Below are 25,860 nucleotides of genomic sequence, written 5' to 3' on the forward strand. Positions count from 1 at the left end.
AAATACCTGTACCCTGTACCCCAAAAAAATTTTGAGCAACCTCAAACCCTTGTGTTAAAAGGACTTGAGGATATGAGTGCATATTAAGTAATCCAATCAATCCCAACCCACTCAACAACAGGCAACCCGAAATGAGGGAGGTGTTATAAATGACATAACGCCGAAGACATACAGTTCATTGTTTAACCCTTTGCTCGTTATAAAGTCTCTGACTAATTCCTCTAACAACAATGGCAACTTGGGCAACAACGGCATCATAAGATAACAACTTTTCCTCTGTTTTTCCTCTGTGCCGCCCTTTATGCCTCCTGTTTTCAGTCAAGCTTTAATTCGTCCTCTTAACTCACGGAATTCAATGTTACAATCTACTGGTCTCATTAACGCTGACGCATCTACGGCTAAGAAAGCGACTCCTGGGGGAAGCTCGTTCATCCCCAAGGCTAAAGGAGGTTGTGCTTGTCCTTCAAGTGACGATGGCACACAAACCATAGATGCAAGTATTCAAGAAAGAATAGCCAAACACCCCTGTTATAGTGAAGATGCCCATCATCACTATGCACGGATGCACGTTGCTGTTGCCCCTGCTTGTAACATTCAATGCAACTATTGTAATCGTAAATATGACTGTGCTAACGAAAGTCGGCCAGGGGTAGTAAGTGAAGTCTTAACCCCGGAAGAAGCAGCACACAAAGCATTAGTTATTGCAGGAAAAATTCCCCAAATGACGGTGTTAGGTATTGCCGGACCTGGAGATCCCTTAGCTAACCCCAAACAAACCTTTCGCACCTTTGAATTAGTAGCAGAACAGGCACCGGATATTAAACTCTGCTTATCCAGTAACGGATTGATGTTACCCGAATATGTTGATCGCATTAAAGAATTAAACATCGATCACGTTACCTTGACCATTAATATGATCGACCCGGAAATAGGAGAGAAAATTTATCCTTGGGTTCGGTATAATCGGAAACGTTATAAAGGAATAGAAGGCGTTAAAATACTTCATGAGAAGCAAATGGAGTCCTTAGATGCCCTCAAAGAAGCAGACATCCTTTGTAAAGTCAACTCAGTAATGATCCCCGGGATCAACGACGAACACCTAGCAGAAGTTAACGAGGTAATTCGTTCTAAAGGTGCATTCCTTCACAATATCATGCCCTTAATTTCTGCCCCTGAACACGGAACTCACTTCGGATTAACCGGACAAAGAGGACCCACACCCAAAGAACTAAAATCTTTACAGGATAAGTGTTCTGGCAACATGAAGATGATGCGTCACTGCCGTCAATGTCGTGCCGATGCTGTCGGGTTGTTGGGAGAAGATCGTTCTCAAGAGTTTACCAAAGACAAATTCTTAGAAATGACTCCTGAATACGATCAGGCTAAACGTCAAGAAGTTCACGCTGATATTGAAAAATTCAACGCCGAACTCAAAGCAGCTAAAGCGCAACAAAAAGCAGAAAAAGAAGCCAACGCACCTAAAATATTACTGGCAGTAGCCACCAAAGGCAACCGCCTAGTTAACCAACATTTTGGTCACGCCAAAGAATTCCAAATCTTTGAAGTCGATGGCACCGAGGTTAAATTTGTCGCTCACCGCAAAGTAGATCACTACTGTCAAAGTGGTTACGGCGAAGAAGCAACCCTAGACAACATTATTAAATCCATCTCCGACTGTAAAGGTGTTCTTGCCTCCAAGATCGGTCCTTGTCCCCAAGAAGAACTACGCAAAGCTGGCTTAGAGCCTTACGAAGCCTACGACATTATAGATAACGTGGCCATTAACTTCTACAAAGATTATATGCAGAAACAAGCATTAGGAGTCTAATGTATGCTCGATACCCTTAGCTATGGTTCACAAGCTTCCCATCTTTCCTCAAAAGGAAATTCTTCAACCTCTGTTGTCAACCCTCAGAGTTCCACCTCAAGCGAAACAGAAAATAACTGTAACACTTGCGTCGATGACTACTCTATACCTCCCTGTACAGGGTTTTCCAAAGACTACAGTTGTTTACCCAACCTAAACGATTAATCTAGGACCGCTTTCAACCTATCCTGACGGGCTTAATTAATCAAATTAAGCCCCCACCGACTCCCCACCCTGACTTCTGGTACAAACTGATGAGAGACTGTATTTATCTAGACAATAATGCAACCACCCAAATAGACGAAGAGGTAATAGGAGCAATGATGCCCTATCTCACCCTCTATTATGGCAACCCCTCCAGTATGCACACCTTCGGGGGACAAGTGGCCAAAGCAGTCAAAACCGCCAGAGAGCAAGTTGCTGCCTTACTCGGGGCCCAAGAGTCAGAAATTATTTTTACCAGTTGCGGGACAGAAGGAGATAACGCTGCCATCCGCGCTGCTTTGAGCGCGCAACCCGATAAACGTCATATTGTTACCACAGAAGTCGAACACGCAGCCGTTTTAAATCTCTGCAAACATTTAGAAAAACAAGGTTATAGCGTCACTTATCTAGGAGTCGATAGTCAGGGAAGATTGGATCTCGATGAGGTGCAAGCATCTTTAACCGGCGGCACTGCCCTGGTGACCATGATGTACGCTAATAATGAAACAGGGGTGGTTTTTCCTGTTGAAGAAGTGGGACAACTGGCTAAGGAATATGGAGCCTTATTTCATGTAGATGGGGTGCAAGCGGTGGGTAAAATACCCATGGACATGAGTAATAGCACCATCGATATGTTAACCCTATCCGGTCATAAACTTCATGGTCCCAAAGGTATAGGTGCTTTGTATGTACGTAAAGGAACCCGTTTCCGTCCCTTTTTGATTGGTGGACATCAAGAAAGAGGCCGCCGAGGAGGGACCGAAAATGTAGCCGGTGTGGTTGCTTTGGGGAAAGCTTGCGAGTTAGCACAATCTCACTTGGCCAATGTTTCCCATGAAAGACAATTAAGAGATTATTTAGAAGCAAGCATATTGACGTTTATCTCCGATACAGTGGTTAATGGAACCACCGAAGCAAGATTACCTAACACAACTAATATTGGTTTTAAATATATCGAAGGAGAAGCCATTTTATTGTCTATGAATCAATACGGTATTTGTGCTTCCTCCGGGTCAGCTTGTACCTCCGGTTCTCTCGAACCCTCTCATGTTTTGAGAGCAATGGGACTCCCTTATAGTGTGTTGCACGGTTCGATTCGTTTTAGTCTGTCTCGTTATACCACCAAAGATGAGATCGACCGTGTCATCGAAGTACTACCCGATGTTATTACCCGTCTGCGAGCGCTCTCTCCCTTTAGTAGCGACGACGCAACCTGGTTACAAGAACAAGAAAAAGCAACCTTAGCTAAGTAGGAGTTCGGAGTTCGGAGTTCGGAGTTCGGAATCATATCTCTCCCCACACTCCCCACCCCTCCCACACTCCCCACCCCCATTCAACTATTAACAAACAATAATCTGGTAACTGAATCATGTGGGAATATACAGACAAAGTAATGGATCTCTTTCATAACCCTCGTAATCAAGGTACGATTACCGAGAAAGAAGAAGGACAAGCAATTACAACTGGAGAAGTGGGAAGTATTGCTTGTGGAGATGCTCTAAGATTACATTTAAAAGTAGATGAAGTCAGCGAAATTATTTTAGATGCAAAATTTCAGACCTTTGGTTGTGCTTCTGCGATCGCTTCTTCTTCTGCCTTAACGGAGTTATTGGTAGGGAAAACCATAGACGAAGCCTTAAACCTGACCAATAAAGAGATCGCCGACTTTTTAGGGGGTTTACCAGAAGAGAAAATGCACTGTTCTGTCATGGGACAAGAAGCCCTAGAAGCAGCTATCTTTAACTATAGAGGAATTCCCCTCGATAACCACGAAGACGATGAAGGAACATTAATCTGTCGTTGCTTCGGAGTAACAGATACTCGTATTCGTCGCATCGTTCTAGAAAATGATATAACCACAGCAGAACAAGTGACCAACTATATCAAAGCCGGTGGCGGATGTACAACTTGTTTAGCAGATATAGATGATATTATCGCCGAAATTTTACAAGAAAAAACCACTGCTGTTGCCGTCGCTACTGAAGTGGTCAAAGCCAAAGAAGATAATCAACCGTTAACCACCCTACAAAAAATTACCCTAATTCAACAAGTCCTGCAAGAAGAAATCAAACCTGCATTAGCACAAGATGGAGGAGATGTGGACTTACACGATGTGGAAGGAGACTTAGTCAAAGTGATCCTCAAAGGAGCTTGTGATTCTTGTCCTAGTAGTACCGCAACCTTAAAAATGGGCATCGAAGCAAGATTAAGGGAGCGAGTTTCCCCAGAATTAACCGTCATTGCAGTGTAACCAACAAGCACTGATGACTAAAAACTGATAACCGATAACTGACACAAAGGAGAACACCATGTTAAGCAACCAAAAAGGAAGAGAGCGATCGCCTCCTTAAGCATCGCTTCTCGACCCGACGTTATTAAAACGTCACCTCTTGACCCAACGAGTAAAGTTTCACAGCCTTTACTCAGGGACCGAAGCCATCATTAATTTAATTAAATTGGCTTCTTAACTCGGAAGACATCTACTGATGTAGAGAACAAAGATTATTTTGGGATGAAAATCCCCGTGTTTCCTAACCGAACAACGAATCATCTTTACGTCAGCAACAGATCAAGCTTCCGAAATTGTACACAATCACTCTCTAATTTAGCGAGAATCAACCATGCGTCAAATTGCATTCTACGGAAAAGGTGGTATCGGTAAGTCCACCACTTCTCAAAACACCTTAGCTGGAATGGCTCAGTCTGGCAATCGCATCATGATTGTAGGTTGTGACCCTAAAGCTGACTCTACCCGTTTAATCCTTAACTGTAAAGCACAGGTAACTGTATTACACTTAGCAGCAGAACAGGGTTCCGTTGAAGACTTAGAACTCGAAGATGTATTGCTCCAAGGATTTGAAGACATCAAGTGTGTAGAATCTGGTGGTCCTGAGCCTGGAGTTGGTTGTGCTGGTCGTGGTATTATCACTTCCATCAACTTCCTAGAAGAAGAAGGAGCTTACGAAGACTTAGACTTCGTATCCTACGACGTATTAGGAGACGTTGTATGTGGTGGTTTCGCAATGCCTATCCGTGAAGGAAAAGCACAAGAAATCTACATCGTTACCTCTGGTGAAATGATGGCGATGTACGCTGCTAACAACATCGCTCGTGGTATCTTAAAATACGCTCACACCGGTGGAGTACGTTTAGGTGGTTTAATTTGTAACAGCCGTAACGTTAACAAAGAAATCGAGTTAATTGAAGAATTAGCTGAACGTTTAAACACCCAAATGATCCACTTTGTACCTCGTTCTAAAATGGTACAAGAAGCTGAATTACGTCGTCAGACAGTTATTCAATTCGCTCCTGATCACCCTCAAGCTCAAGAGTACCGTGATTTAGGTGACAAGATCGTTAACAACGACAAACTCACCATCCCCACTCCCATCAACAACGACGAACTTGAAGAACTGTTGATCAACTACGGTTTACTTGGTTCTGAAGAAGAATACAAGAAAGTTATGGAAGCTGATCGTGCGGCTCAAGAACTTACTAAGTCTGCTAAGTAGGATCAAGGCTTGATTCTCATTTAGTCTAGTTGGGACATGGGGGAGTTATAGAAGTCAGAAGTCAGAAGTTTGAAGTCAGAAGTTGTATCAATTATTTTTGCCTTTTGCTTTTTACCTTTTGCCTTACGCGTAACGCGGACCCCCCAAACCCTTTCTATTTCTTCTATATTCACTTTGAGAGGAAAACCAATGGCAACCGTTGAACAAAATAAGAAACTTATTGCCGACGTTCTGGCAACCTATCCCGAAAAAGCCGCGAAAAAACGTGCAAAACACCTTGGTGTTTACGAAGAAGGTAAAGACGATTGTGGCGTAAAATCTAACAAACAATCCTTACCTGGAGTTATGACCGCTCGTGGTTGTGCTTATGCAGGTTCAAAAGGGGTGGTTTGGGGTCCTATCAAAGATATGGTCCACATCTCCCACGGTCCTGTAGGTTGTGGTTACTATTCCTGGTCTGGTCGTCGTAACTACTACATCGGAACCACAGGGATCGACACCTTCGGTACCATGCAGTTTACCTCCGATTTCCAAGAACGTGATATCGTTTTTGGTGGAGACAAAAAACTCGGCAAAATTGTTGATGAAATCGAAGAATTATTCCCCCTCAATGGTGGTATTTCTGTTCAGTCAGAATGTCCCATTGGTTTAATTGGAGACGACATCGAAGCGGTTGCTCGTAAAAAATCCAAAGAACTTGGTAAAGGTGTAGTTCCTGTTCGTTGTGAAGGTTTCCGTGGGGTTTCTCAATCCTTAGGACACCACATCGCTAACGACATGATCCGTGACTGGGTTTTCCCTGCTGCGGAAAAAGAAGGCATCGAGTTTGAAGGCACTCCTTATGACGTAGCCATCATTGGTGACTACAACATCGGTGGTGACGCTTGGTCTAGCCGTATCTTACTCGAAGAAATCGGTCTTCGTGTTGTAGCACAATGGTCTGGTGATGGTACTTTCACAGAAATGAAAGTTACCCCCAACGTTAAGTTAAACCTGATCCACTGTTACCGTTCCATGAACTACATCAGTCGTCACATGGAAGAAAAATACGGTATTCCTTGGTTAGAATATAACTTCTTTGGACCTACCAAGATTGCTGAATCTTTAAGAGCGATCGCTGCACGCTTCGATGAGACCATTCAAGCGAAAGCTGAAGAAGTCATCGAGAAGTACAAAAAGCAATCTGAAGAGATCGTTGCTAAATACCGTCCTCGTTTAGAAGGCAAAACCGTAATGATGATGGTGGGTGGTTTACGTCCCCGTCACGTAGTTCCTGCTTTCAAAGACTTAGGCATGGAAATCATCGGTACCGGATACGAATTCGCTCACGGTGACGACTACAAACGTACCAGCAACTACGTTGAAGACGCTACCCTCATCTATGATGACATCACCGGTTATGAGTTTGAAGAGTTCGTGAAAGAACTGAAACCTGACTTAGTTGCTGCCGGTATTAAAGAGAAGTATGTCTTCCAAAAAATGGCACTTCCCTTCCGTCAAATGCACTCTTGGGATTACTCCGGACCTTACCACGGTTATGATGGCTTCGCTATCTTCGCCCGTGACATGGACTTAGCCCTCAATAGTCCCACCTGGGGATTAATTGGCACCCCTTGGAATAAATAAGAGGGAGATTGATCATGGGAGACTTTGGGGACTGGGAGACTGGGAGACTGGGAGACTGGGAGACTGGGAGAAATGATTGATATATCTTCACCCCCTCACCCCCTCACTCCCTTCACCCCGTCGCCCCCTCAACCCCTCACCCCTCCCTCTCTCTAAATTCCAAGCTTCTTTAGTCTGAGATATCCATCCTAATACTGGAGTTACAACCAATGGCTCAAAACGTAAACAACATTAAGGACCACGTTGATCTATTTCATCAACCTGAGTACCAAGAACTTTTCGAGAATAAAAAACAGTTTGAAGGAATGCCTTCTGCTGAGAAAGTTCAAGAAGTAGCTGAATGGACCAAAACCTGGGAATATCGGGAAAAGAACTTTGCTCGTGAAGCCCTAACCGTTAACCCTGCTAAAGCTTGTCAACCTTTAGGTTCTTTACTTGCTGCTGTTGGGTTTGAAGGAACTTTACCCTTCGTTCACGGTTCTCAAGGTTGTGTGGCTTACTTCCGTACCCACTTAACCCGTCACTTCAAAGAACCTGTAAGTGCTGTTTCTTCTTCCATGACTGAAAACGCTGCTGTTTTCGGTGGATTAAAGAACATGATCGATGGGTTAGCTAATGCTTACGCTCTCTACAAACCCAAAATGATCGCCATCTGCACCACCTGTATGGCTGAGGTTATTGGGGATGACTTGGGTGCGTTCATCGGAAATGCTCGTCAAGAAGGCTCTATTCCTGAAGAGTTCCCTGTTCCTTTCGCTCATACTCCTTCTTTTGTGGGTTCCCACATCACCGGTTACGATAGCATGATGAAATCCATCTTAGCTACTTTAACCGAAGGCAAGAAGGCTGAAACCACCAACGGTAAAATCAACATCATTCCTGGTTTTGAAACCTACATCGGTAACTTACGGGAACTGAAAAAAATCATCTCTGCGTTTGATTTAGATGCCACCATCTTAGGTGACCACGAAATGTACTTAGATTCTCCCAACTTAGGAGAATTCCAAATGTACCATGAAGGGACTTCCTTAGAAGATGCGGCTGACTCCATCAACGCTGAAGCTACTGTTACCTTACAAACCTACACCACTCCTAAAACTCGTAAATACATCGAGAAAGAGTGGGGACAAAAAACCGCTACCTATCGTCCTTGGGGTGTTAAAGCTACTGATGAGTTCTTAATGGGCTTATCTGAGTTAACCGGCAAACCTATTCCTGAAGAGTTTGAATTAGCTCGTGGACGTGCGGTTGATGCTATGACTGATACCCAAGCTTGGGTACACGGCAAACGCGCTGCTGTTTATGGTGATCCCGATCTAGTAATGGGCTTATTACAGTTCATGTTAGAAATGGGTATCGAACCTGTTCATGTCTTGGTTAACAACAGCACCAAGGAATTTGAAGAAGAAGCCAAAGCTCTACTTGCTGCTAGTCCTTATGGACAACAAGCAACTGTTTGGGGTGGTAAAGATTTATGGCATATGCGTTCTTTACTGTTCACCGAACCTGTGGACTTCATCATTGGTAACTCCTACGGTAAGTATTTAGAGCGTGATACCAAGACTCCTTTAATCCGTATTGGCTATCCTATCTTCGATCGCCATCACCTACACCGCTTCTCCACCATTGGTTATGAAGGTGCGATCAACCTTCTCACCTGGATCGCTAATGGACTAATGGATCACTTAGATCGTAAGACAGATACCCCTTCTGTAACGGATATTTCTTTCGACTTAGTTCGTTAATTAGGAAATCTGAAACGAGGGAGATCAGGAGCATTCAGGGAGTCCTTACTCCCCCCTCTCCCCCTCTTTTTTGAAGTTCCTCACTGCGTTCCGGCGCTATCGCACAGAAGTCGGAAGTTTGGAGTTAATATTTTCTTGCCCGGCTTCCTCTGCTGTCAAAAAAAACACTCTCTGCCATTATTTTTTTTTATCAAGATGAGGAAATGGTTATGACAAGTCCTACTCCTTATTCCACTCACAAAAGCTTCACTCTCGACCCCCTTTTCCCCCTCAAACGCTGGCTAGATAATCTCGAGATCAATGATCGCCCTTTTGCTCATTTTATTTGTCGGGTGATTCCTTGTTCTTGTCCTTTTGAAAGAACAATAACTGTGTTAGGGCGTAAGTTGTTCCACATTCCTCCTCTATGTAAATTGAATCCTCTCTATCACCAATTTGTGGGTTTACGACTCAAAGCATTAAGTTATTTAGCTGATGTTTGTGGTGAAGATGTCGAGCATTATATCTGTTAAAAATTATAACTGATAACTGCTCACTGATAACTGATAACTGAACAATGGTCACTGGTAATTATTAGGGAATTCAGTCATGAAACTAACCAAGAGCAAAATCAACGATTTGTTGACACAACCTGGGTGTGAACATAATCAAAAAAAGGAAGGTCAAGGTAAAAATAAGGCTTGTACTCAAAAAGCTAACCCTGGTTCTGCTCAAGGGGGTTGTGCTTTTGATGGGGCTTCTATTGCCTTAGTTCCTATCACCGATGCTGCTCATTTAGTTCATGGTCCCATTGGCTGCTCTGGTAATAGTTGGAATAGTCGGGGTAGTCTTTCTAGTGGTCCGATGACCTATAAGATGGGTTTTACCACAGATTTATCGGAAAATGATATTATTTTTGGTGGTGAAAAAAAGCTTTATAAAGCGATTTCTAAGTTAGTAAAAAAGTATAATCCAGCAGCAGTTTTTGTTTATTCTACTTGTGTTACTGCTCTTATTGGTGATGATTTAGACGCGGTTTGTAATGCTGCTACTGATAAGTATAAAACTCCTATCATTCCTGTTCATTCTCCTGGTTTTGTTGGTAGTAAAAACTTAGGAAACCGTCTTGGTGGTGAGGCTTTATTAGATCATGTTGTTGGCACAAAAGAACCTGAATATACAACGGCTTATGATATTAATTTAATTGGTGAATATAATGTTGCCGGGGAAATGTGGGGTGTTCTTCCTCTGTTTAAAAAAGCGGGTATTAATGTTCTTTCAAAGATTACAGGGGATGCTCGTTATGATGAGGTTTGTTATGCTCATCGGGCTAAGCTGAATGTTATGATCTGCTCGAAGGCTTTAATTAATATGGCCACTGCTATGCAAGAACGCTACAATATTCCTTATATTGAGGAATCTTTTTATGGCATTGCAGACATGAACCGGTGTTTACGCAACATCGCTCAATTTTTTGGTGACCAAGTATTAATAGAACGAGTTGAAGAAATAATAGAAGAAGAAACCGCCAAGTTAAATGTTGCCTTGGCCCCTTATCGGGAACGTCTCAAGGGTAAACGCATGGTTTTGTACACCGGTGGGGTGAAAAGTTGGTCCATCGTTTCGGCGGCACAAGACTTGGGTATGGAAGTGGTGGCTACTAGCACCAAGAAAAGCACAGAAGAAGATAAGGGACGTATTAAGAAACTTTTGGGTAAAGATGGCATTATGCTGGAAAAAGGTAGCCCAGAGGAGCTTTTACGGGTGATTGAGAAGACAAATGCTGACCTCTTGGTGGCAGGTGGCAGAAACCAATACACTGCACTGAAAGCAAAGATACCTTTTCTCGATATTAACCAAGAACGTCATCATCCCTACGCTGGTTACATCGGTTTAGTGGAAATGGCCCGAGAGTTAAGCGAAGCGGTTTATAGTCCCATCTGGAAACAAGTTCGTAAACCCTCCCCTTGGGAACTTTGGCAACAGGAACACGAAAGTTTATTGAACTTAGAAGCTGAAGGGGAGTAGATAGGAGACTGGGGGACTGGGAGACTGGGAGACTGGGAGAGTTATAAATAACACTAATCTCATCACCCCATCACCCCGTCACCCCATCACCCCATCACCCCAACACCCCGACACCCCAACACAAAACAGAGGAGTAAGTAAAATGACCACTATCCTAAACCCCCACAAGTCCCTATCAGTTAACCCTTTAAAAATGAGTCAACCGCTAGGCGCAGCGTTAGCGTTTCTGGGGTTGCGAAAAATGATGCCTTTGTTTCATGGTTCGCAAGGATGCACTGCTTTTGCTAAGGTTGTTTTAGTGCGTCATTTTCGCGAGTCTATCCCTCTGTCTACTACTGCTATGACGGAAGTGAGTACCATTTTGGGTGGGGAAGACCATATAGAACAGGCTATCTTAACAATTTTAGAAAAATATCAGCCTCAGATTATTGGTTTGTTAACCACTGGGTTAACGGAGACCAGAGGGGATGATATGCCTCGTATTTTAAAGGAATTTCGGGAGAAACACCCAGAATTAGAGACATTTCCTATTGTTTATGTTTCTACTCCTGATTATAAGGGATCTTTACAGGATGGTTATGCGGCGGCTGTGGAAAGTATCGTCTCTGCTGACTATAGTAATGTACCCGATGATGAACCACCAATGGTGGGACTGAAACCCCAGGTAACGGTGTTATGTGCTTCCTATATGTCTCCTGGAGACGTGGAAGAGGTCAAAACTGTTATTGAGGGGTTTGGAATCACTCCTATTATGGTTCCTGACTTATCCCGTTCTTTGGATGGTCATTTAGAGGATGATTATCATACGGTAACTACTGGGGGAACGAGTTTAACTCAATTAAAACAGTTAAATCGTTCTTGTTTAACTTTAGCTATTGGGGAAAGTATGACCAAAGCGGCTTCAATTTTACAGAAACGTTTTGGCACAAAATATAAAGTTTTCCCTCGTTTAGCTGGTTTAGATGCGGTTGATTCGTTTTTATGGGAATTGTCCCAAATTTTGACCGCCCGTTGCGATCATCACTTCCCTATTGTACCTAATATTCCTGCACATTTACAACGGCAACGCCGTCAGTTACAGGATGTTATTTTGGACACTCATTTCTATTTTGGTGGCAAGAAAGTTGCCTTGGCCTTAGAACCTGATTTACTGTATCAAACCGCTTGGTTATTAACAGAAATGGGGGCAAATATTCAAGCTGCTGTCACTACAACTAAGTCCCCACTTTTGGAAAAATTACCTATCGATACTGTTACTATTGGTGATTTAGAAGACTTAGAAGAATTGGCGGTAGGTTCAGATTTAATTATTACTAATTCTCACGGTACATCTTTAGCTAAACGTCTGAAAGCCCCCTTATATAGAATGGGTTATCCTGTGTTTGATCGCTTAGGTTTAGGTCAACGCTGTTTAGTGGGTTATCGTGGTACCATGAAGTTTTTATTTGATGTTGGCAATATTCTCATGGAAGAAGAAGCCAAACATAGTCCCGTCGCGCTACAGAAACACGGGTTAACTGCTTAAGGTTTCCCCTTAATTTTGTTCATCTGAGAGGAAAAACATGAAAGTTGCATTTACGACTAGCGATAACGTTCACGTCAACGCTCACTTTGGTTGGGCAAAGAATATTGACTTATATGATGTCTCTACCAATGGCTTCGATTTTGTCAATACTTTAGAGTTCGGTGGTGACTTAAAAGAAGACGGGAACGAAGACAAATTAGTGCCTAAATTAGAAGCATTAGACGGCTGTACTTTACTCTATGTTTCTGCTATTGGTGGCAGTGCAGCCGCCCGTTTAATCCGTCAAAATGTGACTCCTATTAAAGCTAGAAGTGAGTCGGAAAAAATTGACGAAATTCTCACTGAATTAGTCAAAACTTTAAAAGGAAACCCTCCTCCCTGGTTAAGAAGAGTTCTACAAAAAGAAGCAGGAATTGAGCCAACTCCTAATTTTTTGGATGACGATGAGGATGAATAATTAGTGAACAGTTAGCAGTAAACAGTGAACAGTAAATTTACTAATCGCTGGTAACTGTAAACTAATTATGTCACTAAAAAAATCTATGAATAATTAACAACAAAATAGTGTAAAATTGTTCATAGATAACGGAAATATTCTCAGGATAATTGTTATTATGGCAACAACAACAACCAATACAGAAACCAATACTCTCTTAGTTGCAGATAGTCCTTTTCTACAAGCATTAGTTCAGCAACTTCGGGCTTACGATCACTTTGGTGTGTATCGCACATGGACCGATGAACTTGTGATTGCACCTTATGTTATTCCTAAGAAGAAAAGACGGGAAATTTCCTTAGATGGAGAAATTGATCCCACCACACAATTAAGGATTATTTGTTATTTTCGGGCCATCGCTGCCTTAATAGAACAAGAGACAGGATTATTGTGTCAAGTTGTTGTTGACTTAAACCATGAAGGTTTCGGTTGGGCTTTAGTATGGGGTGGGAAACTAATGGTTGTTTCTCGCAGTTTACGAGATGCTCATCGCTTCGGTTTTGATACCTTAGAAAAGTTAAATGACCAAGGAACTAAATTAGTAAATTCTGGCATTGAATTAGTGCAGAGATTTCCTGAAGTTTCTAAACTGTAATTAAAGCAAGAAGGAAAAACAAAAAATATTTACTTTTTGTTTTTCCCTCAATTTCTAAGTAAAACAGAGGTAAGAAGTATGACAGTTGCTACTGAAAATAATCCGACTCCAGAAGCCGTTGCTGATCTAAAAAAAAAGGTTCGTAAACTAAACTCTAAAGCAGGTCAAATGAAGATGGACTTGCACGATCTAGCCGAAGGATTACCTACCGATTACCAAAACTTAATGGAAACGGCACAAAAAACTTACGATATATTCAGCGAGTTAGAACAACTCAGGAAAAAACTAAAAATCTGGGAGGAAGCCCTAAAATGACTATTACTCTTGATACACCAAGAACCTTTGCTGAGTTCACAAAACTCATCGACACCGAAGACTATCTAAACTTCTTTGATATTAGTTATGACCCTTCTTTTGTTAATGTTAATCGTCTGCATATTCTTAAGCAGTTCTCTTTACTTATCACCCAAGTCGATCAAGCCTTCCCCGATCTTGGTGAAAGTGAGAGATTAGAAAAATATAAATTAGCTTTCCAGGAAGCTTACGAACTATTTAAAACCTCTAGTCCTCTGGAAACCAAACTATTTAAAGTCTTCAAAGATGTTCCTAACAACGTCGTTTTATTGGATGATTTAGCTAAACAAGCAGAAACGCTTTAATAAGAGTTCGGAGTTCGGAGTTCGGAGTTCGGAGTTCGGAGTTCAGAGTTCGGAGTTCGGAGTTCGGAGTTAATATATCTCCCCGTCTCCCCCACTCCCCACTCCCCGTCTCCCACCCTTTCCAACCCTCACCCCCCAAACCGTCATGAACTTCACCCCAACGGAAAGAGAACGTTATTCACGACAAATACAACTCCCTGGTTTTGGCGAAGAAGGACAAAAACGCCTTAAGGACTCCACTGCTGTGGTAACAGGAGTGGGAGGGCTAGGTGGTACAGTTGCTCTCTACTTAGCGGCTGCCGGGGTAGGTAAAATCATTTTGGTGAGGGGTGGGGATCTGCGTTTGGATGATCTAAACCGTCAGATATTGATGACCAATAGCTGGGTGGGTCAACCAAGGGTGTATAAAGCCAAAGAAACCCTATTAAACCTCAACCCGGAAATTGAAGTAGAAGCGGTTTCGGAGTTTGTGACAGCAGAGAATATTGACGCTTTGGTACAACAGGCGGATATTGCCTTTGACTGCGCCTTTGACTTCAAAGAACGCAACCTCTTAAACCAAGCTTGTGTGCGTTGGGGGGTTCCCATGGTGGAAGCGGCCATGAGTGGCATGGATGCGTACTTAACCAGCATCATTCCTGGGGAAACTCCCTGTTTATCCTGCATTTTCCCAGAAACTCCCCAATGGGATCGCTGGGGGTTTGGAGTTTTAGGGGCAGTTTCTGGTAGTTTAGCCTGTTTAGCTGCTTTAGAAGGCATCAAACTCTTAACCGGACTGGGAGAACCTCTGACGGGTCAACTTTTGACCATGGACTTAGGGACTGCAACTTTTGCCAAGCGTCGTCCTTACCACGACCCTAACTGTCCTGTTTGCGGTGACTTTACAAAGCAACGCTTAAGCAGTTATATCCGAAGGCAGGAGGCAGAAGGCAGAAGTCAGGAGTCAGGAGTCAGGAGTCAGAAATGATGATTTTTTCATATTCTCCTCACCCCTCCCACACTCCCCACACCCCCCACACTCCCCCGTCACCCCGTCACACCCTCACCCCATCACCTCCTAAAAAACCATGACTGTTACTCTTACTGAAAAAGCTTCTTCAAAACTCCGTACGTTCCTCGAAGGAAATACTATTACTGGTATTCGCGTTGGGGTTAAAAGTGGTGGCTGTAATGGCTACGAATACGCTTTAAATTTAGTTAAGGAAGCTAAGAACGAAGATGTTTGCTTTGAACAAGATAATGTCCTCATCTATGTTGACCCTAATAGTGTGTCTTTGTTAGATGGTGTGGTCATTGATTTTGTCGATAGTTTAACTCAAGGGGGTTTCACCTTCACTAACCCCAATGCAACACAGACTTGTGGCTGCGGTAAGTCTTTCGCTACAGCAAACTGCGGCAGCCAAGCTGCTTCTTGTGGCTAAAAAAAGCTTTGATTTTTAATGGTTATTCCTTCTAAAAACACAAGGAATAAATTGTTAAAAATTAATGGTAAATGTTCGTATGTTTAAGGAGAACACTGAATGACTACAACCTACAAAGTTCGTCTCATAAAAACTGCCAAAAAGAAAAATAAAGAGACGGGCAAAAAAGAACAGATAACTGAATTGGATATCAGCTTAGATGTTCCAGAAGATGAGTACATCCTTGAAGCATTTGAAGATGCCATTAACGACGATCAGATTGAGTATCCTGATGGTCTTGATGAGTTACCTTCTTCTTGTCGAGCAGGTTCTTGTTCTAGCTGTCTTGGTAAGATTGTAGAAGGAGAAGTTGATCAAGAAGATCAAAGCTTTTTGGATGACGACCAATTAGAGCAAAAATGGGTACTTCTTTGTGTTGCCAAACCAAAATCTGATTGTACCATTAAAACCCACCAAGAAGCTTATCTACCATAAACTTGTGACCTATTTTCCTCATCCATCTGCTGAGGAAGTCGTGGCAAATGCCACGACTTCCTATCCCTAATTCAAACTTTTAAGGGAAAGATTTTATGGGTACTCTTCAACAACAAAATAAATCGCTTTCTCTGAGGTTGACTATGAATTTAAGGTGGAAAACATTTATTTATAAAACCGCATTTTGGATGATGGGGGAGATTGTTCTTAATCTCTTGGGTTTGGATAATGTGGCCGATTATAGCGAGTTTCTTTTTGGCCATGAATTAGAATTATCTAAAAAGAATCATAAAACGGTTAAACTATCTTGTCTTAAGCCAAAATATTGTGACAAAATTCAGGAAAGTTGTCCTGTGGATGAAGTTGCTTTACAGTTTTCAGACTCTCCAATTGAAGATTGTATTACCAATCATCGGGTTTTCTTTAAGAAATGTACAAAAATAAAACATTATTGTATTAAGGCTTCTTTATTTTCTGATTTATCCTACAATTTGAAATGGGAGAGTTGTAGCCGTGATTCGTGAAAGATTAGTCCAAAAATATCGAGATTTAGTTAGTTATTCTTATCCTTATATTAATTCACTATTAAATGACTGTTATATTCACATTATTGATGGTTGTCTTAATCCTGTTTCTCCCCCCTACTATTATTTGAGTATCTACTATGTCGGGAAAACAGGAAAAGAAGTTATTTCATATCAAGAACAATTACGAAAAATTGCTAAAACTTTTGGCATGATTGATATCGTTTTTGTCGATGCTAAAAGACTAATTCGTGACCCAGTATCAAGACTTAAAATAGAAAATCCTCGTCTTTGGTTAGAACTTTATTGGATCTCTAGTAAAGTAACAACTAACTTAGATTGATCATTAATTATACTTATTGATTAATTGTCCATTATATATTCTTGAAAATAAATAATTTTCAAAAAAAAATTGATAATTATTTAAGTTATGTATCTCTAGTTACTGTTTAAAATCAAGAAAAAAAATACACTGGTAACAAGGTACAAAAAAGACAGATGAAGTGTAATCAATGTCCTGATAGTTGTCAACAAAAATCCCAAACTTCTAACAGTTTCTGGCAAAATTTCTTACCTGAGTCTCTGAGGGCTAAATCTTCAAAAGTTATTTCTGAAGGAACCATGGCCTTAGTGGGTTGTCCAAACGTGGGTAAGAGTCTTTTATTTAATATTTTAACTGGGGGTTATACCACAGTTTCTAACTATCCAGGAACCACTGTAGAAGCCGCTCGTAATTATATCAAAATTGCGGGAAAAACTATCACTCTTATTGATACACCAGGGATGTATTCTCTGATGCCAATGACAGAAGAAGAACGATTTTCTCGGGAGTTATTATTTCGAGAACCTTTAGATTTAGTAGTTCATGTTATTGATGCCAAAAATCTCAGTCGAATGTTAAATCTAACATTTCAACTAATAGAAACTCAAGTTCCCATTTTACTCGCTGTTAACATGATTGATGAAGCAGAAAAACTAGGAATTTGGGTGAACGAAAAGCAATTAGAAGCATCCTTAGGTATCCCTGTTGTCACCTTATCTGCTGCCCAAAAACGAGGCATAAAAGGTTTAACCACTAAAATGGCTAACTATGTCCACATTCCTGCGCTATCCTACAGCTATTGAAGAAGGAATCACTAAAATAGAGTGTCTTCTAGAGAGCGATCATAACGTTCTGAAAGGAGCCATTGAACCGTTGATATCTCGGCGTTCTTTAGCTATTTTATTACTACAAAAAGACCCTTTATTATGGCAAAAGGTTCGTCAAGAAGAACCCCATTTTGAAGCCATTGAAATGGTGGTGGAGTCCGTTCAATGTCAATTTAGTGATCCTTTAGTTTTAGTGATAGCTAAAACACGCCATCAAACTGCCAAAAAATTTGAAGAATTAGCCATTGTAAAAATCAAAAAAAAGTCAACGGAAAGCGAAGAATTTTTTCATCGTTTAACCGTTAATCCTATTACGGGTTTTCCTATTCTTTTTCTGATTATTTATTTGGGAATATATAGATTTGTCGGTTGTTTTGGTTCTGGGGTTTTAGTTAATCACTTTCAAGAGGTTTTTGTACAGCAAATTAACCCCTTAATTGACGGGATAGCTGCTCGTTTATTACCCTGGACAATTTTGCAAGATTTAGTGGCCAAGGAACAGGGAATTTTAACTTTAGGAATACGTTATGTAATTACTATTATTTTTCCCATTACTACTACATTCTTTTTGCTTTTTTCTCTTGTTGAAGAAAGTGGTTATTTGCCAAGAGTTTCTCTGCTAATCGATCATTTGTTCAAAATGATTGGTTTATCGGGTCGTTCGATTATTCCTTTAATTTCAGGGTTAAGTTGTAGCAGTACCGGCTCATTAGTAACCCGTAACATCGAAAGTAAAAGAGAACGTTTTATTGTCTCTTTACTGTTAGCATTAGTCATTCCATGTTCAGCACAACTGGGGATTTTTATTGGCCTACTTTCTCAAAATTTTACTGCTTTAATGATTTGGGCAATTTTTATGGCTTTTATTTTCGCCATTATTGGTTCATTAACCGCCAAAGCATTACCAGGAAGTTTGTCTTATTTCTACATGGAAATTCCTCCCTTACGCTTGCCTCATATTCGCTCAACTTTAACGAAAACATACAGTAGAGTTCGTTGGTATTTGAGTGAGGTTATTCCTTGGTTTATTTTCGCTTCAGTTATAATTTGGTTTGGTAATTTAATTGGCTTATTTCCTTTTTTAGTGCATGGTTTAGAACCAATTATACTCAAATTAGGACTGCCACCAGAAGCCTCAACTATGTTTATTTATGGCTTTTTTCGGCGAGATTATGGAGCAGCGAAAATGTTCGATTTACATCATGCTGGAGTCTTAGAAGGTAGACAATTAGTGGTTGCTGCTGTAACATTAACTCTCTTTATTCCTTGCTTATCTCAGTTTAAGTTTATGCTCAAAGAAAGAGGATTAAAAACAACTATTGCTTTGAGTAGTTTGGTGGTTGTTTTTGCTTTTTCTATTGGTTATTTATTGAACAAAATATTAGTTATTTCGGAGATTATTTAATCATGATTGCTCAAACATTTACTTTTGAATCTTCGGCCTTAAATCTCATGAAAGAAAAGGAAAGAGGGGTAATCACTCAGTTCAGAAAAAACGATGAAAATTTACTGAAGAAACTTATTGCTATTGGCATAATGCCAGGACTTTCTATTAGCTTAGAACAAAAATTTCCTTCTTATGTTGTTAAAATTAATGGCACAAGAATAGCTTTAGATAAGTCTATTGCTAAAGCTATTTATGTCAGAAAAACAAAGTGAGTTCGGAGTTCGGAGTTCGGGGTTCGGAGTTCGGAGTTCGGAGTTAAAATTTTAACTGTTTATGGTAGTTAATCTACTGAATTTATCTCAATCAAACTCGGTCTACATTATCGGTATTAGGAAGTATTATGAATCTTGATTTTTCTCCGATTTGGATATCATTAAAAACCGCAGCTTTGGCAACCCTGATCGCCTTTTTTATAGGAGCGATCGCCGCTCGGACTATGTTTAAATATCGGGGAAAAGGAAAAGGCTTAATCGATGGTATTTTCACCGCTCCGTTGGTGCTGCCACCAACTGTTGTGGGCTTTTTTCTCCTATTGTTACTGGGAAAATATGGACCAATCGGTAGATTTTTAAGATTATTTGATGTTACTATAATATTTACATGGTATGCTGCGGTAATTGCGGCTACAGTTGTCGCCTTCCCTTTGATGTATAAAACTGCATTGGGAGCGTTTCAACAGATAGATATCAACCTCTTAGCCTCTGCAAGAACCCTGGGTGCTACAGAATGGCAAGTGTTTTGGCGAATTTTACTGCCTTTAGCCAGACCTGGCCTAATTTCGGGAGTATTACTAGCATTTGCTCGCGCTTTAGGAGAATTTGGTGCTACCCTGATGTTAGCAGGGAGTATTCCAGGCAGAACCCAAACTATCCCCATTGCCATATTTTTCGCTGCCGAAAGCGGGAATATGTCACAAGCCATGTTATGGGTTTCCGTGATGTTAGTATTATCCTTAACCATTGTGGTTGGGGTCAACTACTGGAACGACCATCGTCCCCATCAACGGAGGTCAAAACGGGCAAAAGAAGGCCATCTCACCCTAGTCGATGAAAGTTTACTTCCTTGGGATAATCCTGTCGCCCCCTTAACCTGGGAATCAAACAGTACAAATATTTTACCTGATCCCATTGAACTAATAGTTGATATACAGAAAAAATTACCCGAATTTACCCTAAATGTTTCCTTTTCCAGTAATCAATTACCATTAGGACTATTAGGAGGTTCAGGAGCAGGAAAAAGCTTTATTTTACGCTGTATTGCTGGTTTAGAAACCCCCGATGAAGGTTGTATTATCCTCAATGGTCGGGTTTTATTCGACTCCCGTAGAGGTATAAATGTACCTATCCGCGATCGCAGAGTTGGTTTCTTATTCCAAAACTATGCCCTATTTCCCCATCTCACTGTTGCGCAAAATATCGCCTTTGGCTTCCCCAAAACCCTCTCATCCCTTGCCATTCGTCAACGGGTGGAAAAACAACTAATTGCGGTACAATTACAAGGGTTAGGAGATCGCTATCCGCAAGAACTATCGGGAGGACAACAACAAAGAGTGGCTTTAGCCAGAGCCTTAGCTAGTGAACCCGATATTTTGCTCCTAGACGAACCATTTTCCGCCCTAGACACCTATTTACGGGATCAACTAGAAAAACTGCTCAGACTCAGTTTAACCCATTTTCCAGGGGCAACCTTATTCGTCTCCCATAACCTGGAAGAAGCCTATCGTCTTTGTCCCAACCTCTTAATTTTAGACGAAGGAGAGATTATTGCCCAGGGTCCCAAACAAGACATATTCGACGTACCGCGATATTTTCGGGTTGCCCAACTCACCGGTTGTAAAAACTTTTCTCGCGCCCTTATTCAGTCAGAAAATACCATCACGGCCCTTGACTGGGGATGTACCCTACGAGTCAACGAACCCATCCCCGAGAGTTTAGCCCACGTTGGTATTCGCGCCCATCACCTCATTTTTACAGGGTTAACAGAGCAACAAACTCGCTCTCCTCACAACATTTTTGCTGCTTGGCTAACCACCACCAGCGAAACCCAACACAGAATGACATTATACCTGAAGTTAAATTCTGCCCCTACCAGTCCCTTCGACTATCACCTACAAGTTGAAGTGTTCAAAGACACCTGGAATGCTCTACAAAAAGTGTCTTATCCCTGGCATATACAACTTCACTCTACTCGCCTCATGTTACTACAGAATTCAAGCGGTTCCGTATCTCTTGAATATCAACCCAGTCATCTTTCAAGCATGACTAGGGATGATTAGTCCCATCAACAACTATCCTAATAAAATAGGAGAACACTTATTATGGCAAGTTTAACTGGCCTAACTTTTGCTAAACTCGAATGGATTCCTAAATTTGTTGAAGCTATCAACAAAGAAACCTGCCTTGGTTGCGGACGTTGTTTCAAAGTCTGTGGTCAAAACGTCTTAGCTTTAATGGGCGTTAACGAAGAGGGTGAGTTTGTCGATGAAGACGACGACGACGACGATATTGAACGTCAAGTTATGATTGTTGCAAATAAAGACAACTGCATCGGTTGTGAAGCTTGCGCTCGTATTTGTCCCAAAAAATGCTACACTCACAGTCCTTTACCTGCTTAAGTGTACTAAGTTAAGTTGGGTTGCGCTTCGGCGCAGCCTTCTTTTGAGAAGGAAAAAATAAAAAGGCAAGTGGCAATATTAAGATTGATTCCACATTTCTTGTATTTTTGTTTTAATATTTTGCCAATCACTTGATTCTAACTGCCCTAAGCGTCGGTTTATCAAAGACTTTGCTAAAGTATTAATTTTATGTAATCTAACTGTTGAAGGTTTTAATAATCCTGCTTTTTGCCATTCGTTAATATAAACATCAAAATCGGTATAATGTGGTTTACTGGTAATTCTGGCAACGATTATATCCTCATCACCTGTATCTAACAAAACTAACCCTGGACGACGTTTTCTCTCTGTTGTTTCAGTAAAGAAAAACTCGACTAATATAATTTCTCCAAAAAAATAATTATCCATGAATCAAATTTGATTATAAATTTCATCTTCTTGGCTATAATCAGCAAAAAATTGTTCTGCTGCTAAACGTGACCAATCTTGATTTTCTGTGTTTTCTATCGGGGAATTTTCATTGACTAAAATAATAACTCTTACTTCTTGATTAGGTGGTAATTTGTGACGTAAATTTTCAGGTTGTTCTAATTTACCATCAGGGGAAATTTTTGTATTAAATTCGTAAGCTTTCATTTTAGTAACTAATAAATGATTATATTATTTAATTGTAGATGATAATTAAAAATTATTCAACCCCTACAGAAATCAGTTAAACTATTATAGGGAAAAAGCATTAGAAAATAATTTACACCTTCACAAAAAATTATCACCCCGAACTCCTAACTCCTAACTCCGAACTCCTAACTCATCTCATCAAGCATTTTCTGATAATTCTCTCGTACTTTAATAGTCGAAGGATTTTCATTACCTAAGACAGTTTCAAAGATGTTTATAGCATCTATATAGAGAGGTTTAGCTGCTTCATATTTTCCTTGTATTCTGTATAGTTGTGCTAAATTATTCATACTCAGAGCAACATCGATATGTTCCTCCCCTAAAAGCTTTTTCTTCATTGCTAAAGCATCTACATAGAGAGGTTCGGCTGCTTCATATTTTCCTTGTGTTTTGTACAGTGCTGCTAAATTATTGATACTACCAGCAACATCGGGATGTTCCTCCCCTAAAAGCTTTTTTGTCATGGCTAAAGCATCTACTAAAATAGGTTCGGCTGCTTCATATTTTCCTTGTGAATAGTACAGCAAAGCTAAATTATTCATACTCAGAGCAACATCAGGATGTTCCTCTCCTAAAAGCTTTTTCTTCATTGCTAAAGCATCTACTAAAAGAGGTTCGACTGCTTCATATTTTCCTTGTGTTTTGTACAGTTCTGCTAAATTATTCATATTCACAGCAACATAGGGATGTTCCTCCCCTAAAAGCTTTTTCCACATTGCTAAAGCATCTACTAAAAGAGGTTCTGCTGCTTCATATTTTCCTTGTGAATAGTACAGTGCTGCTAAATTATTCATACTCAGAGCAACATCGATATGTTCCTCCCCTAAAAGCTTTTTCATCATGGCTAAAGCATCTACATAGAGAGGTTTGGCTGCTTCATATTTTCCTTGTAAATCGTACAGTGCTGCTAAATTATTCATACTCAGAGCAACATAGGGATGTTCCTCCCCTAAAAGCTTTTTTCTCATGGCTAAACCATCTACTAAAAGATGTTCTGCTGCTTCATATTTTCCTTGTGTTTTGTACAGTTCTGCTAAATTATTCATACTCACAGCAACATCGAGATGTTCCTCCCCAAAACGCTGTTTACAAACCGATAAACAGTCTTTATACCATGTTTCTGCTTCTTGATAATTAGTTTGTCCTTGATAAAATATTCCCAGCCCACTAAACGGCCGCTTAATATCTTTATCATCAATATTATCTCTCATTACTGTTGCTATCATCTCCAGATGAGGGACAGCAATGGTAAATTTTTTAATGTCTTTTAAGGTTGGAGTATCATTGATAGACTTAGCAACAGGAATCAAACTTTTACAAAATTTATGTTTTAATACTTCTCTATCTTCTAAACTAATAAAATTACTATTATCTTTATTAAATAAAATACGCTTTATAAAATATACTAAAAAACTAAGGCAGCGACAAATGTTGACTAAAAATTTTTCTCTACTATCATAAGTGTATTTGGTATTATTTAACTTGCTTTTAAAGTAATAACTAATCAGGGGATGATAACTATATAAAGGTTTCGCCTTAGCATTTTCTTGACGATAATCTAGTAAAGTTAAAAATGCAAGTTGGTATAAATGATTAATAATCAAATAATAGATAATGCAAATTACTTTTTTATTAGTTTGTTTACTGGTTTGTAAAAGATTGAAGTTTTGCAGTTCTTCTTCTCTTAATTTTTCTAATTCTTCAATTTCCTCCTCTGCATCATCATTAGGATATAAATGACTTAATTCTACCCATGACCAATCAAATAATTCCGAACCAAATAAACTGAGATAACAGCCTAATTTTTTCCCTTCTGGTGATAGTTTTTCCCAAGATAATTCAAACGCTGAAGCAATTCCTAATTGCGCTGTCATATCTGCTTGATTATCTTTAGGGTCTAATAATGCTCTTGCTTGTAATTGTTTTTGATTGAGTCGTTGTAAAGCTTTACTTAAACTTAGATTCTCATAAATAATTAAATACCGTCCCACCAATTCTAATCCTAACGGTAAATAACCCAACCATTGACATAATTCCTGTGCTGTTTCTAATTCATTATTAACCCTTTCTTCTCCAATAATTTGTTTTAATAAATTTAAAGCTTCTGGTGGTTTTAATACTTCTAACTCTAACTTTTGTAACCGTCCTAACTTCTGGCGACTGGTAACAATAACCTTAAACTTTTCATTTTTTGCAGGTAAACTATCCTTGATATTCTTGTAATTTTCTACATTATCAAAAATCAGCAAAACATTACCTTCTTGCCAATGACTCCAACAATATTGTAGACGTTCATTGATCGTTTTTAAGTGATCAGGAATAATAACATTAACCGATGATTGAGCAAAAGAAATAATTTGTCCCGAAACATCACTATTGCTTCTATTTGCTTCTACCCAACAGATACCACCTTGATATTTTTGTTGATATCTGAGAGCATATTGTAGAGCTAATTCTGTTTTTCCTACACCTCCCATACCTATTACCGAAGTAATAGCTAATGGTTGATTATTGCTCAAAAGTTCATCAATTTTTTCTAACTCTTTTACCCTACCCACAAAAATCTCTGTCCCAGTATAAGGGATATTTTCAGGTATTCCTGTTATCTTTTGAGGGGGTGCTAATGCTTGATTAATAGTAATTTGATCAGCAATAAAGTTTTTAATTGTGCCTTGATTATTGTCTTGATTAATATTCATAATATTTGTGCATTATTCTTTTTCATTAACAGTCATAGTTTCTGCATTATAGTTTTTGATTGTTCCTTGATTATGATTTGCTTGGAAGGAATTTTTACCATAAAAGTTCGTAATATTAGCATCTTTTCCTTCATTGTTTAATGCTTGATTAATCTCATCATAGAGACGTTTAACTTCTTCTCTAAAGTCTTTATTTTGTCTCAGTTCGCTTTCTAAATAAAATCGAATGGTTTCTAAATCTTTATCCTCATCTGACCCTTTCTCTAACTCAGTTAAAACTTGTGGGTTAGACTTTAATCTTCCCCTAACCATATTTCCTAATGTATTAATCTTTTTAAGGGTTGCTTCCGTTGCTTTTTCAACCACTGTTGTTGAAGCAGTTGTAAAAACAAACCCGACAATAGATGTAGCTAAAACAGTTAAAGATACTGGTTCTACCATGAGCATTTCATAAATTAATATATTGATTATTATATCTTATTTGATTATTTCTTGGCCCAGTGAGTATTTTTGTGAGCATAGTTATTCTCAATATATATGTTAGATAACTGTAGCAGTGCATCAACATTGTAGGTTGGGTTAAGGAACGAAACCCAACAATATTATGAATTATTTAAT

Annotated in this window: 28 protein-coding genes; 24 read left to right on the forward strand and 4 right to left on the reverse strand. The window is 39.9% G+C overall.

From position 1 onward, the window contains the following. The first annotated feature begins 355 nt into the window (after nucleotides 1–355). The 24 genes from nifB to fdxB all read left to right on the forward strand — a co-directional run bounded on the left by nifB (nucleotide 356) and on the right by fdxB (nucleotide 21,865). A complete protein-coding gene (gene nifB / locus QNJ66_RS12320; protein WP_300507117.1) occupies nucleotides 356–1,828 on the forward strand; it encodes a nitrogenase cofactor biosynthesis protein NifB in 1,473 nt (490 codons plus the stop codon). A 3-nt stretch (nucleotides 1,829–1,831) separates the two neighbouring features. Next, nucleotides 1,832–2,032: a hypothetical protein gene (locus QNJ66_RS12325; protein WP_300507119.1), complete on the forward strand. Its 201-nt coding sequence runs from the start codon at nucleotides 1,832–1,834 to the stop codon at nucleotides 2,030–2,032. Between the two features lie 89 nt (nucleotides 2,033–2,121). Continuing rightward, nucleotides 2,122–3,324: a cysteine desulfurase NifS gene (nifS, locus tag QNJ66_RS12330; RefSeq protein WP_300507122.1), complete on the forward strand. Its 1,203-nt coding sequence runs from the start codon at nucleotides 2,122–2,124 to the stop codon at nucleotides 3,322–3,324. 116 nt (nucleotides 3,325–3,440) lie between these two features. Beyond that, nucleotides 3,441–4,322 carry a Fe-S cluster assembly protein NifU gene (gene nifU / locus QNJ66_RS12335; RefSeq protein ID WP_300507124.1) on the forward strand — a complete coding sequence of 294 codons (882 nt, stop codon included), beginning with the start codon at nucleotides 3,441–3,443 and terminating at the stop codon, nucleotides 4,320–4,322. A gap of 370 nt (nucleotides 4,323–4,692) precedes the next feature. Continuing rightward, nucleotides 4,693–5,583, forward strand: coding sequence for a nitrogenase iron protein (gene nifH, locus QNJ66_RS12340; RefSeq protein WP_300507126.1), 891 nt, complete (start codon nucleotides 4,693–4,695; stop codon nucleotides 5,581–5,583). Between the two features lie 189 nt (nucleotides 5,584–5,772). After that, a complete protein-coding gene (nifD, locus tag QNJ66_RS12345) occupies nucleotides 5,773–7,209 on the forward strand; it encodes a nitrogenase molybdenum-iron protein alpha chain (RefSeq protein WP_300507129.1) in 1,437 nt (478 codons plus the stop codon). 209 nt (nucleotides 7,210–7,418) lie between these two features. After that, entirely contained in the window at nucleotides 7,419–8,954 is a 1,536-nt protein-coding gene (nifK, locus tag QNJ66_RS12350; protein WP_300507132.1) for a nitrogenase molybdenum-iron protein subunit beta, read from the forward strand. A gap of 209 nt (nucleotides 8,955–9,163) precedes the next feature. Then, the gene (locus tag QNJ66_RS12355) at nucleotides 9,164–9,466 is read left to right on the forward strand and encodes a Mo-dependent nitrogenase C-terminal domain-containing protein (RefSeq protein ID WP_300507135.1); all 303 of its coding nucleotides are present in this window, start codon (nucleotides 9,164–9,166) and stop codon (nucleotides 9,464–9,466) included. 76 nt (nucleotides 9,467–9,542) lie between these two features. Then, nucleotides 9,543–10,961 (forward strand): nitrogenase iron-molybdenum cofactor biosynthesis protein NifE, encoded by a 1,419-nt coding sequence (gene nifE / locus QNJ66_RS12360; RefSeq protein WP_300507137.1) that lies wholly within the window; start codon nucleotides 9,543–9,545, stop codon nucleotides 10,959–10,961. A 142-nt stretch (nucleotides 10,962–11,103) separates the two neighbouring features. Then, nucleotides 11,104–12,486 (forward strand): nitrogenase iron-molybdenum cofactor biosynthesis protein NifN, encoded by a 1,383-nt coding sequence (gene nifN / locus QNJ66_RS12365; protein ID WP_300507140.1) that lies wholly within the window; start codon nucleotides 11,104–11,106, stop codon nucleotides 12,484–12,486. Between the two features lie 37 nt (nucleotides 12,487–12,523). Continuing rightward, nucleotides 12,524–12,943, forward strand: a complete 420-nt coding sequence (gene nifX, locus QNJ66_RS12370; RefSeq protein WP_300507143.1) for a nitrogen fixation protein NifX — start codon at nucleotides 12,524–12,526, stop codon at nucleotides 12,941–12,943. 157 nt (nucleotides 12,944–13,100) lie between these two features. Continuing rightward, nucleotides 13,101–13,577, forward strand: a complete 477-nt coding sequence (locus QNJ66_RS12375) for a NifX-associated nitrogen fixation protein (protein WP_300507145.1) — start codon at nucleotides 13,101–13,103, stop codon at nucleotides 13,575–13,577. Between the two features lie 78 nt (nucleotides 13,578–13,655). Beyond that, nucleotides 13,656–13,892, forward strand: a complete 237-nt coding sequence (locus QNJ66_RS12380) for a CCE_0567 family metalloprotein (RefSeq protein ID WP_300507148.1) — start codon at nucleotides 13,656–13,658, stop codon at nucleotides 13,890–13,892. Further along, on the forward strand, nucleotides 13,889–14,236 hold the full coding sequence (gene nifW, locus QNJ66_RS12385) for a nitrogenase-stabilizing/protective protein NifW (protein WP_300507151.1): 348 nt from the start codon (nucleotides 13,889–13,891) through the stop codon (nucleotides 14,234–14,236). Before QNJ66_RS12380 ends, nifW begins: the two co-directional genes overlap by 4 nt. Before the next feature lie 145 nt (nucleotides 14,237–14,381). Continuing rightward, entirely contained in the window at nucleotides 14,382–15,203 is an 822-nt protein-coding gene (locus QNJ66_RS12390; RefSeq protein WP_300507153.1) for a HesA/MoeB/ThiF family protein, read from the forward strand. Between the two features lie 100 nt (nucleotides 15,204–15,303). Further along, nucleotides 15,304–15,657, forward strand: coding sequence for an iron-sulfur cluster assembly accessory protein (locus QNJ66_RS12395; protein ID WP_300507156.1), 354 nt, complete (start codon nucleotides 15,304–15,306; stop codon nucleotides 15,655–15,657). Nucleotides 15,658–15,756: 99 nt separating this feature from the next. Then, nucleotides 15,757–16,131 carry a 2Fe-2S iron-sulfur cluster-binding protein gene (locus QNJ66_RS12400; RefSeq protein ID WP_300507159.1) on the forward strand — a complete coding sequence of 125 codons (375 nt, stop codon included), beginning with the start codon at nucleotides 15,757–15,759 and terminating at the stop codon, nucleotides 16,129–16,131. A gap of 95 nt (nucleotides 16,132–16,226) precedes the next feature. Next, nucleotides 16,227–16,655 carry a hypothetical protein gene (locus tag QNJ66_RS12405; protein ID WP_300507163.1) on the forward strand — a complete coding sequence of 143 codons (429 nt, stop codon included), beginning with the start codon at nucleotides 16,227–16,229 and terminating at the stop codon, nucleotides 16,653–16,655. Further along, on the forward strand, nucleotides 16,645–16,998 hold the full coding sequence (locus QNJ66_RS12410; protein WP_300507165.1) for a hypothetical protein: 354 nt from the start codon (nucleotides 16,645–16,647) through the stop codon (nucleotides 16,996–16,998). Before QNJ66_RS12405 ends, QNJ66_RS12410 begins: the two co-directional genes overlap by 11 nt. Nucleotides 16,999–17,153: 155 nt before the next feature. Continuing rightward, a complete protein-coding gene (locus QNJ66_RS12415; RefSeq protein ID WP_300507168.1) occupies nucleotides 17,154–17,780 on the forward strand; it encodes a FeoB small GTPase domain-containing protein in 627 nt (208 codons plus the stop codon). Continuing rightward, nucleotides 17,746–19,209 carry a nucleoside recognition domain-containing protein gene (locus tag QNJ66_RS12420; RefSeq protein ID WP_300507171.1) on the forward strand — a complete coding sequence of 488 codons (1,464 nt, stop codon included), beginning with the start codon at nucleotides 17,746–17,748 and terminating at the stop codon, nucleotides 19,207–19,209. Before QNJ66_RS12415 ends, QNJ66_RS12420 begins: the two co-directional genes overlap by 35 nt. Before the next feature lie 2 nt (nucleotides 19,210–19,211). Further along, nucleotides 19,212–19,463: a FeoA family protein gene (locus QNJ66_RS12425; RefSeq protein ID WP_300507173.1), complete on the forward strand. Its 252-nt coding sequence runs from the start codon at nucleotides 19,212–19,214 to the stop codon at nucleotides 19,461–19,463. 128 nt (nucleotides 19,464–19,591) lie between these two features. Next, nucleotides 19,592–21,526, forward strand: coding sequence for a molybdate ABC transporter permease subunit (gene modB, locus QNJ66_RS12430; protein ID WP_300507176.1), 1,935 nt, complete (start codon nucleotides 19,592–19,594; stop codon nucleotides 21,524–21,526). A 42-nt stretch (nucleotides 21,527–21,568) separates the two neighbouring features. Then, complete coding sequence (fdxB, locus tag QNJ66_RS12435; protein WP_300507179.1) at nucleotides 21,569–21,865, forward strand: ferredoxin III, nif-specific; 297 nt, start codon at nucleotides 21,569–21,571, stop codon at nucleotides 21,863–21,865. Nucleotides 21,866–21,943: 78 nt separating this feature from the next. On the opposite strand, the gene QNJ66_RS12440 is transcribed toward fdxB, so the two are convergent. From QNJ66_RS12440 to QNJ66_RS12455, 4 genes are all read right to left on the reverse strand, one after another. Then, nucleotides 21,944–22,273 (reverse strand): type II toxin-antitoxin system PemK/MazF family toxin, encoded by a 330-nt coding sequence (locus QNJ66_RS12440; protein ID WP_300507181.1) that lies wholly within the window; start codon nucleotides 22,271–22,273, stop codon nucleotides 21,944–21,946. A 3-nt stretch (nucleotides 22,274–22,276) separates the two neighbouring features. Next, complete coding sequence (locus QNJ66_RS12445) at nucleotides 22,277–22,501, reverse strand: hypothetical protein (RefSeq protein ID WP_300507183.1); 225 nt, start codon at nucleotides 22,499–22,501, stop codon at nucleotides 22,277–22,279. A gap of 167 nt (nucleotides 22,502–22,668) precedes the next feature. After that, the gene (locus QNJ66_RS12450) at nucleotides 22,669–25,242 is read right to left on the reverse strand and encodes a tetratricopeptide repeat protein (protein WP_300507186.1); all 2,574 of its coding nucleotides are present in this window, start codon (nucleotides 25,240–25,242) and stop codon (nucleotides 22,669–22,671) included. A gap of 12 nt (nucleotides 25,243–25,254) precedes the next feature. Beyond that, nucleotides 25,255–25,683: a hypothetical protein gene (locus QNJ66_RS12455; protein WP_300507189.1), complete on the reverse strand. Its 429-nt coding sequence runs from the start codon at nucleotides 25,681–25,683 to the stop codon at nucleotides 25,255–25,257. Nucleotides 25,684–25,860: the final 177 nt, after the last annotated feature.

The organism is Crocosphaera sp. (genome assembly GCF_030064895.1).
Lineage (GTDB): Bacteria > Cyanobacteriota > Cyanobacteriia > Cyanobacteriales > Microcystaceae > Crocosphaera.

What these genes read in the sequence shown, in the direction of transcription:
- nifB (WP_300507117.1), top strand. Translation starts at nt 356, where the DNA reads ATGTTACAATCTACTGGTCTCATTAACGCTGACGCATCTACGGCTAAG.
- QNJ66_RS12325 (WP_300507119.1), top strand. Translation starts at nt 1,832, where the DNA reads ATGCTCGATACCCTTAGCTATGGTTCACAAGCTTCCCATCTTTCCTCA.
- modB (WP_300507176.1), top strand. Translation starts at nt 19,592, where the DNA reads ATGAATCTTGATTTTTCTCCGATTTGGATATCATTAAAAACCGCAGCT.
- QNJ66_RS12375 (WP_300507145.1), top strand. Translation starts at nt 13,101, where the DNA reads ATGGCAACAACAACAACCAATACAGAAACCAATACTCTCTTAGTTGCA.
- nifX (WP_300507143.1), top strand. Translation starts at nt 12,524, where the DNA reads ATGAAAGTTGCATTTACGACTAGCGATAACGTTCACGTCAACGCTCAC.
- nifH (WP_300507126.1), top strand. Translation starts at nt 4,693, where the DNA reads ATGCGTCAAATTGCATTCTACGGAAAAGGTGGTATCGGTAAGTCCACC.
- QNJ66_RS12420 (WP_300507171.1), top strand. Translation starts at nt 17,746, where the DNA reads ATGTCCACATTCCTGCGCTATCCTACAGCTATTGAAGAAGGAATCACT.
- QNJ66_RS12425 (WP_300507173.1), top strand. Translation starts at nt 19,212, where the DNA reads ATGATTGCTCAAACATTTACTTTTGAATCTTCGGCCTTAAATCTCATG.
- nifE (WP_300507137.1), top strand. Translation starts at nt 9,543, where the DNA reads ATGAAACTAACCAAGAGCAAAATCAACGATTTGTTGACACAACCTGGG.
- QNJ66_RS12405 (WP_300507163.1), top strand. Translation starts at nt 16,227, where the DNA reads ATGGGTACTCTTCAACAACAAAATAAATCGCTTTCTCTGAGGTTGACT.
- fdxB (WP_300507179.1), top strand. Translation starts at nt 21,569, where the DNA reads ATGGCAAGTTTAACTGGCCTAACTTTTGCTAAACTCGAATGGATTCCT.
- QNJ66_RS12400 (WP_300507159.1), top strand. Translation starts at nt 15,757, where the DNA reads ATGACTACAACCTACAAAGTTCGTCTCATAAAAACTGCCAAAAAGAAA.
- QNJ66_RS12440 (WP_300507181.1), bottom strand. Translation starts at nt 22,273, where the DNA reads ATGGATAATTATTTTTTTGGAGAAATTATATTAGTCGAGTTTTTCTTT.
- QNJ66_RS12450 (WP_300507186.1), bottom strand. Translation starts at nt 25,242, where the DNA reads ATGAATATTAATCAAGACAATAATCAAGGCACAATTAAAAACTTTATT.
- QNJ66_RS12395 (WP_300507156.1), top strand. Translation starts at nt 15,304, where the DNA reads ATGACTGTTACTCTTACTGAAAAAGCTTCTTCAAAACTCCGTACGTTC.
- QNJ66_RS12355 (WP_300507135.1), top strand. Translation starts at nt 9,164, where the DNA reads ATGACAAGTCCTACTCCTTATTCCACTCACAAAAGCTTCACTCTCGAC.
- QNJ66_RS12455 (WP_300507189.1), bottom strand. Translation starts at nt 25,683, where the DNA reads ATGGTAGAACCAGTATCTTTAACTGTTTTAGCTACATCTATTGTCGGG.
- nifU (WP_300507124.1), top strand. Translation starts at nt 3,441, where the DNA reads ATGTGGGAATATACAGACAAAGTAATGGATCTCTTTCATAACCCTCGT.
- QNJ66_RS12380 (WP_300507148.1), top strand. Translation starts at nt 13,656, where the DNA reads ATGACAGTTGCTACTGAAAATAATCCGACTCCAGAAGCCGTTGCTGAT.
- QNJ66_RS12390 (WP_300507153.1), top strand. Translation starts at nt 14,382, where the DNA reads ATGAACTTCACCCCAACGGAAAGAGAACGTTATTCACGACAAATACAA.
- nifW (WP_300507151.1), top strand. Translation starts at nt 13,889, where the DNA reads ATGACTATTACTCTTGATACACCAAGAACCTTTGCTGAGTTCACAAAA.
- nifD (WP_300507129.1), top strand. Translation starts at nt 5,773, where the DNA reads ATGGCAACCGTTGAACAAAATAAGAAACTTATTGCCGACGTTCTGGCA.
- QNJ66_RS12415 (WP_300507168.1), top strand. Translation starts at nt 17,154, where the DNA reads ATGAAGTGTAATCAATGTCCTGATAGTTGTCAACAAAAATCCCAAACT.
- nifK (WP_300507132.1), top strand. Translation starts at nt 7,419, where the DNA reads ATGGCTCAAAACGTAAACAACATTAAGGACCACGTTGATCTATTTCAT.
- nifN (WP_300507140.1), top strand. Translation starts at nt 11,104, where the DNA reads ATGACCACTATCCTAAACCCCCACAAGTCCCTATCAGTTAACCCTTTA.
- nifS (WP_300507122.1), top strand. Translation starts at nt 2,122, where the DNA reads ATGAGAGACTGTATTTATCTAGACAATAATGCAACCACCCAAATAGAC.
- QNJ66_RS12445 (WP_300507183.1), bottom strand. Translation starts at nt 22,501, where the DNA reads ATGAAAGCTTACGAATTTAATACAAAAATTTCCCCTGATGGTAAATTA.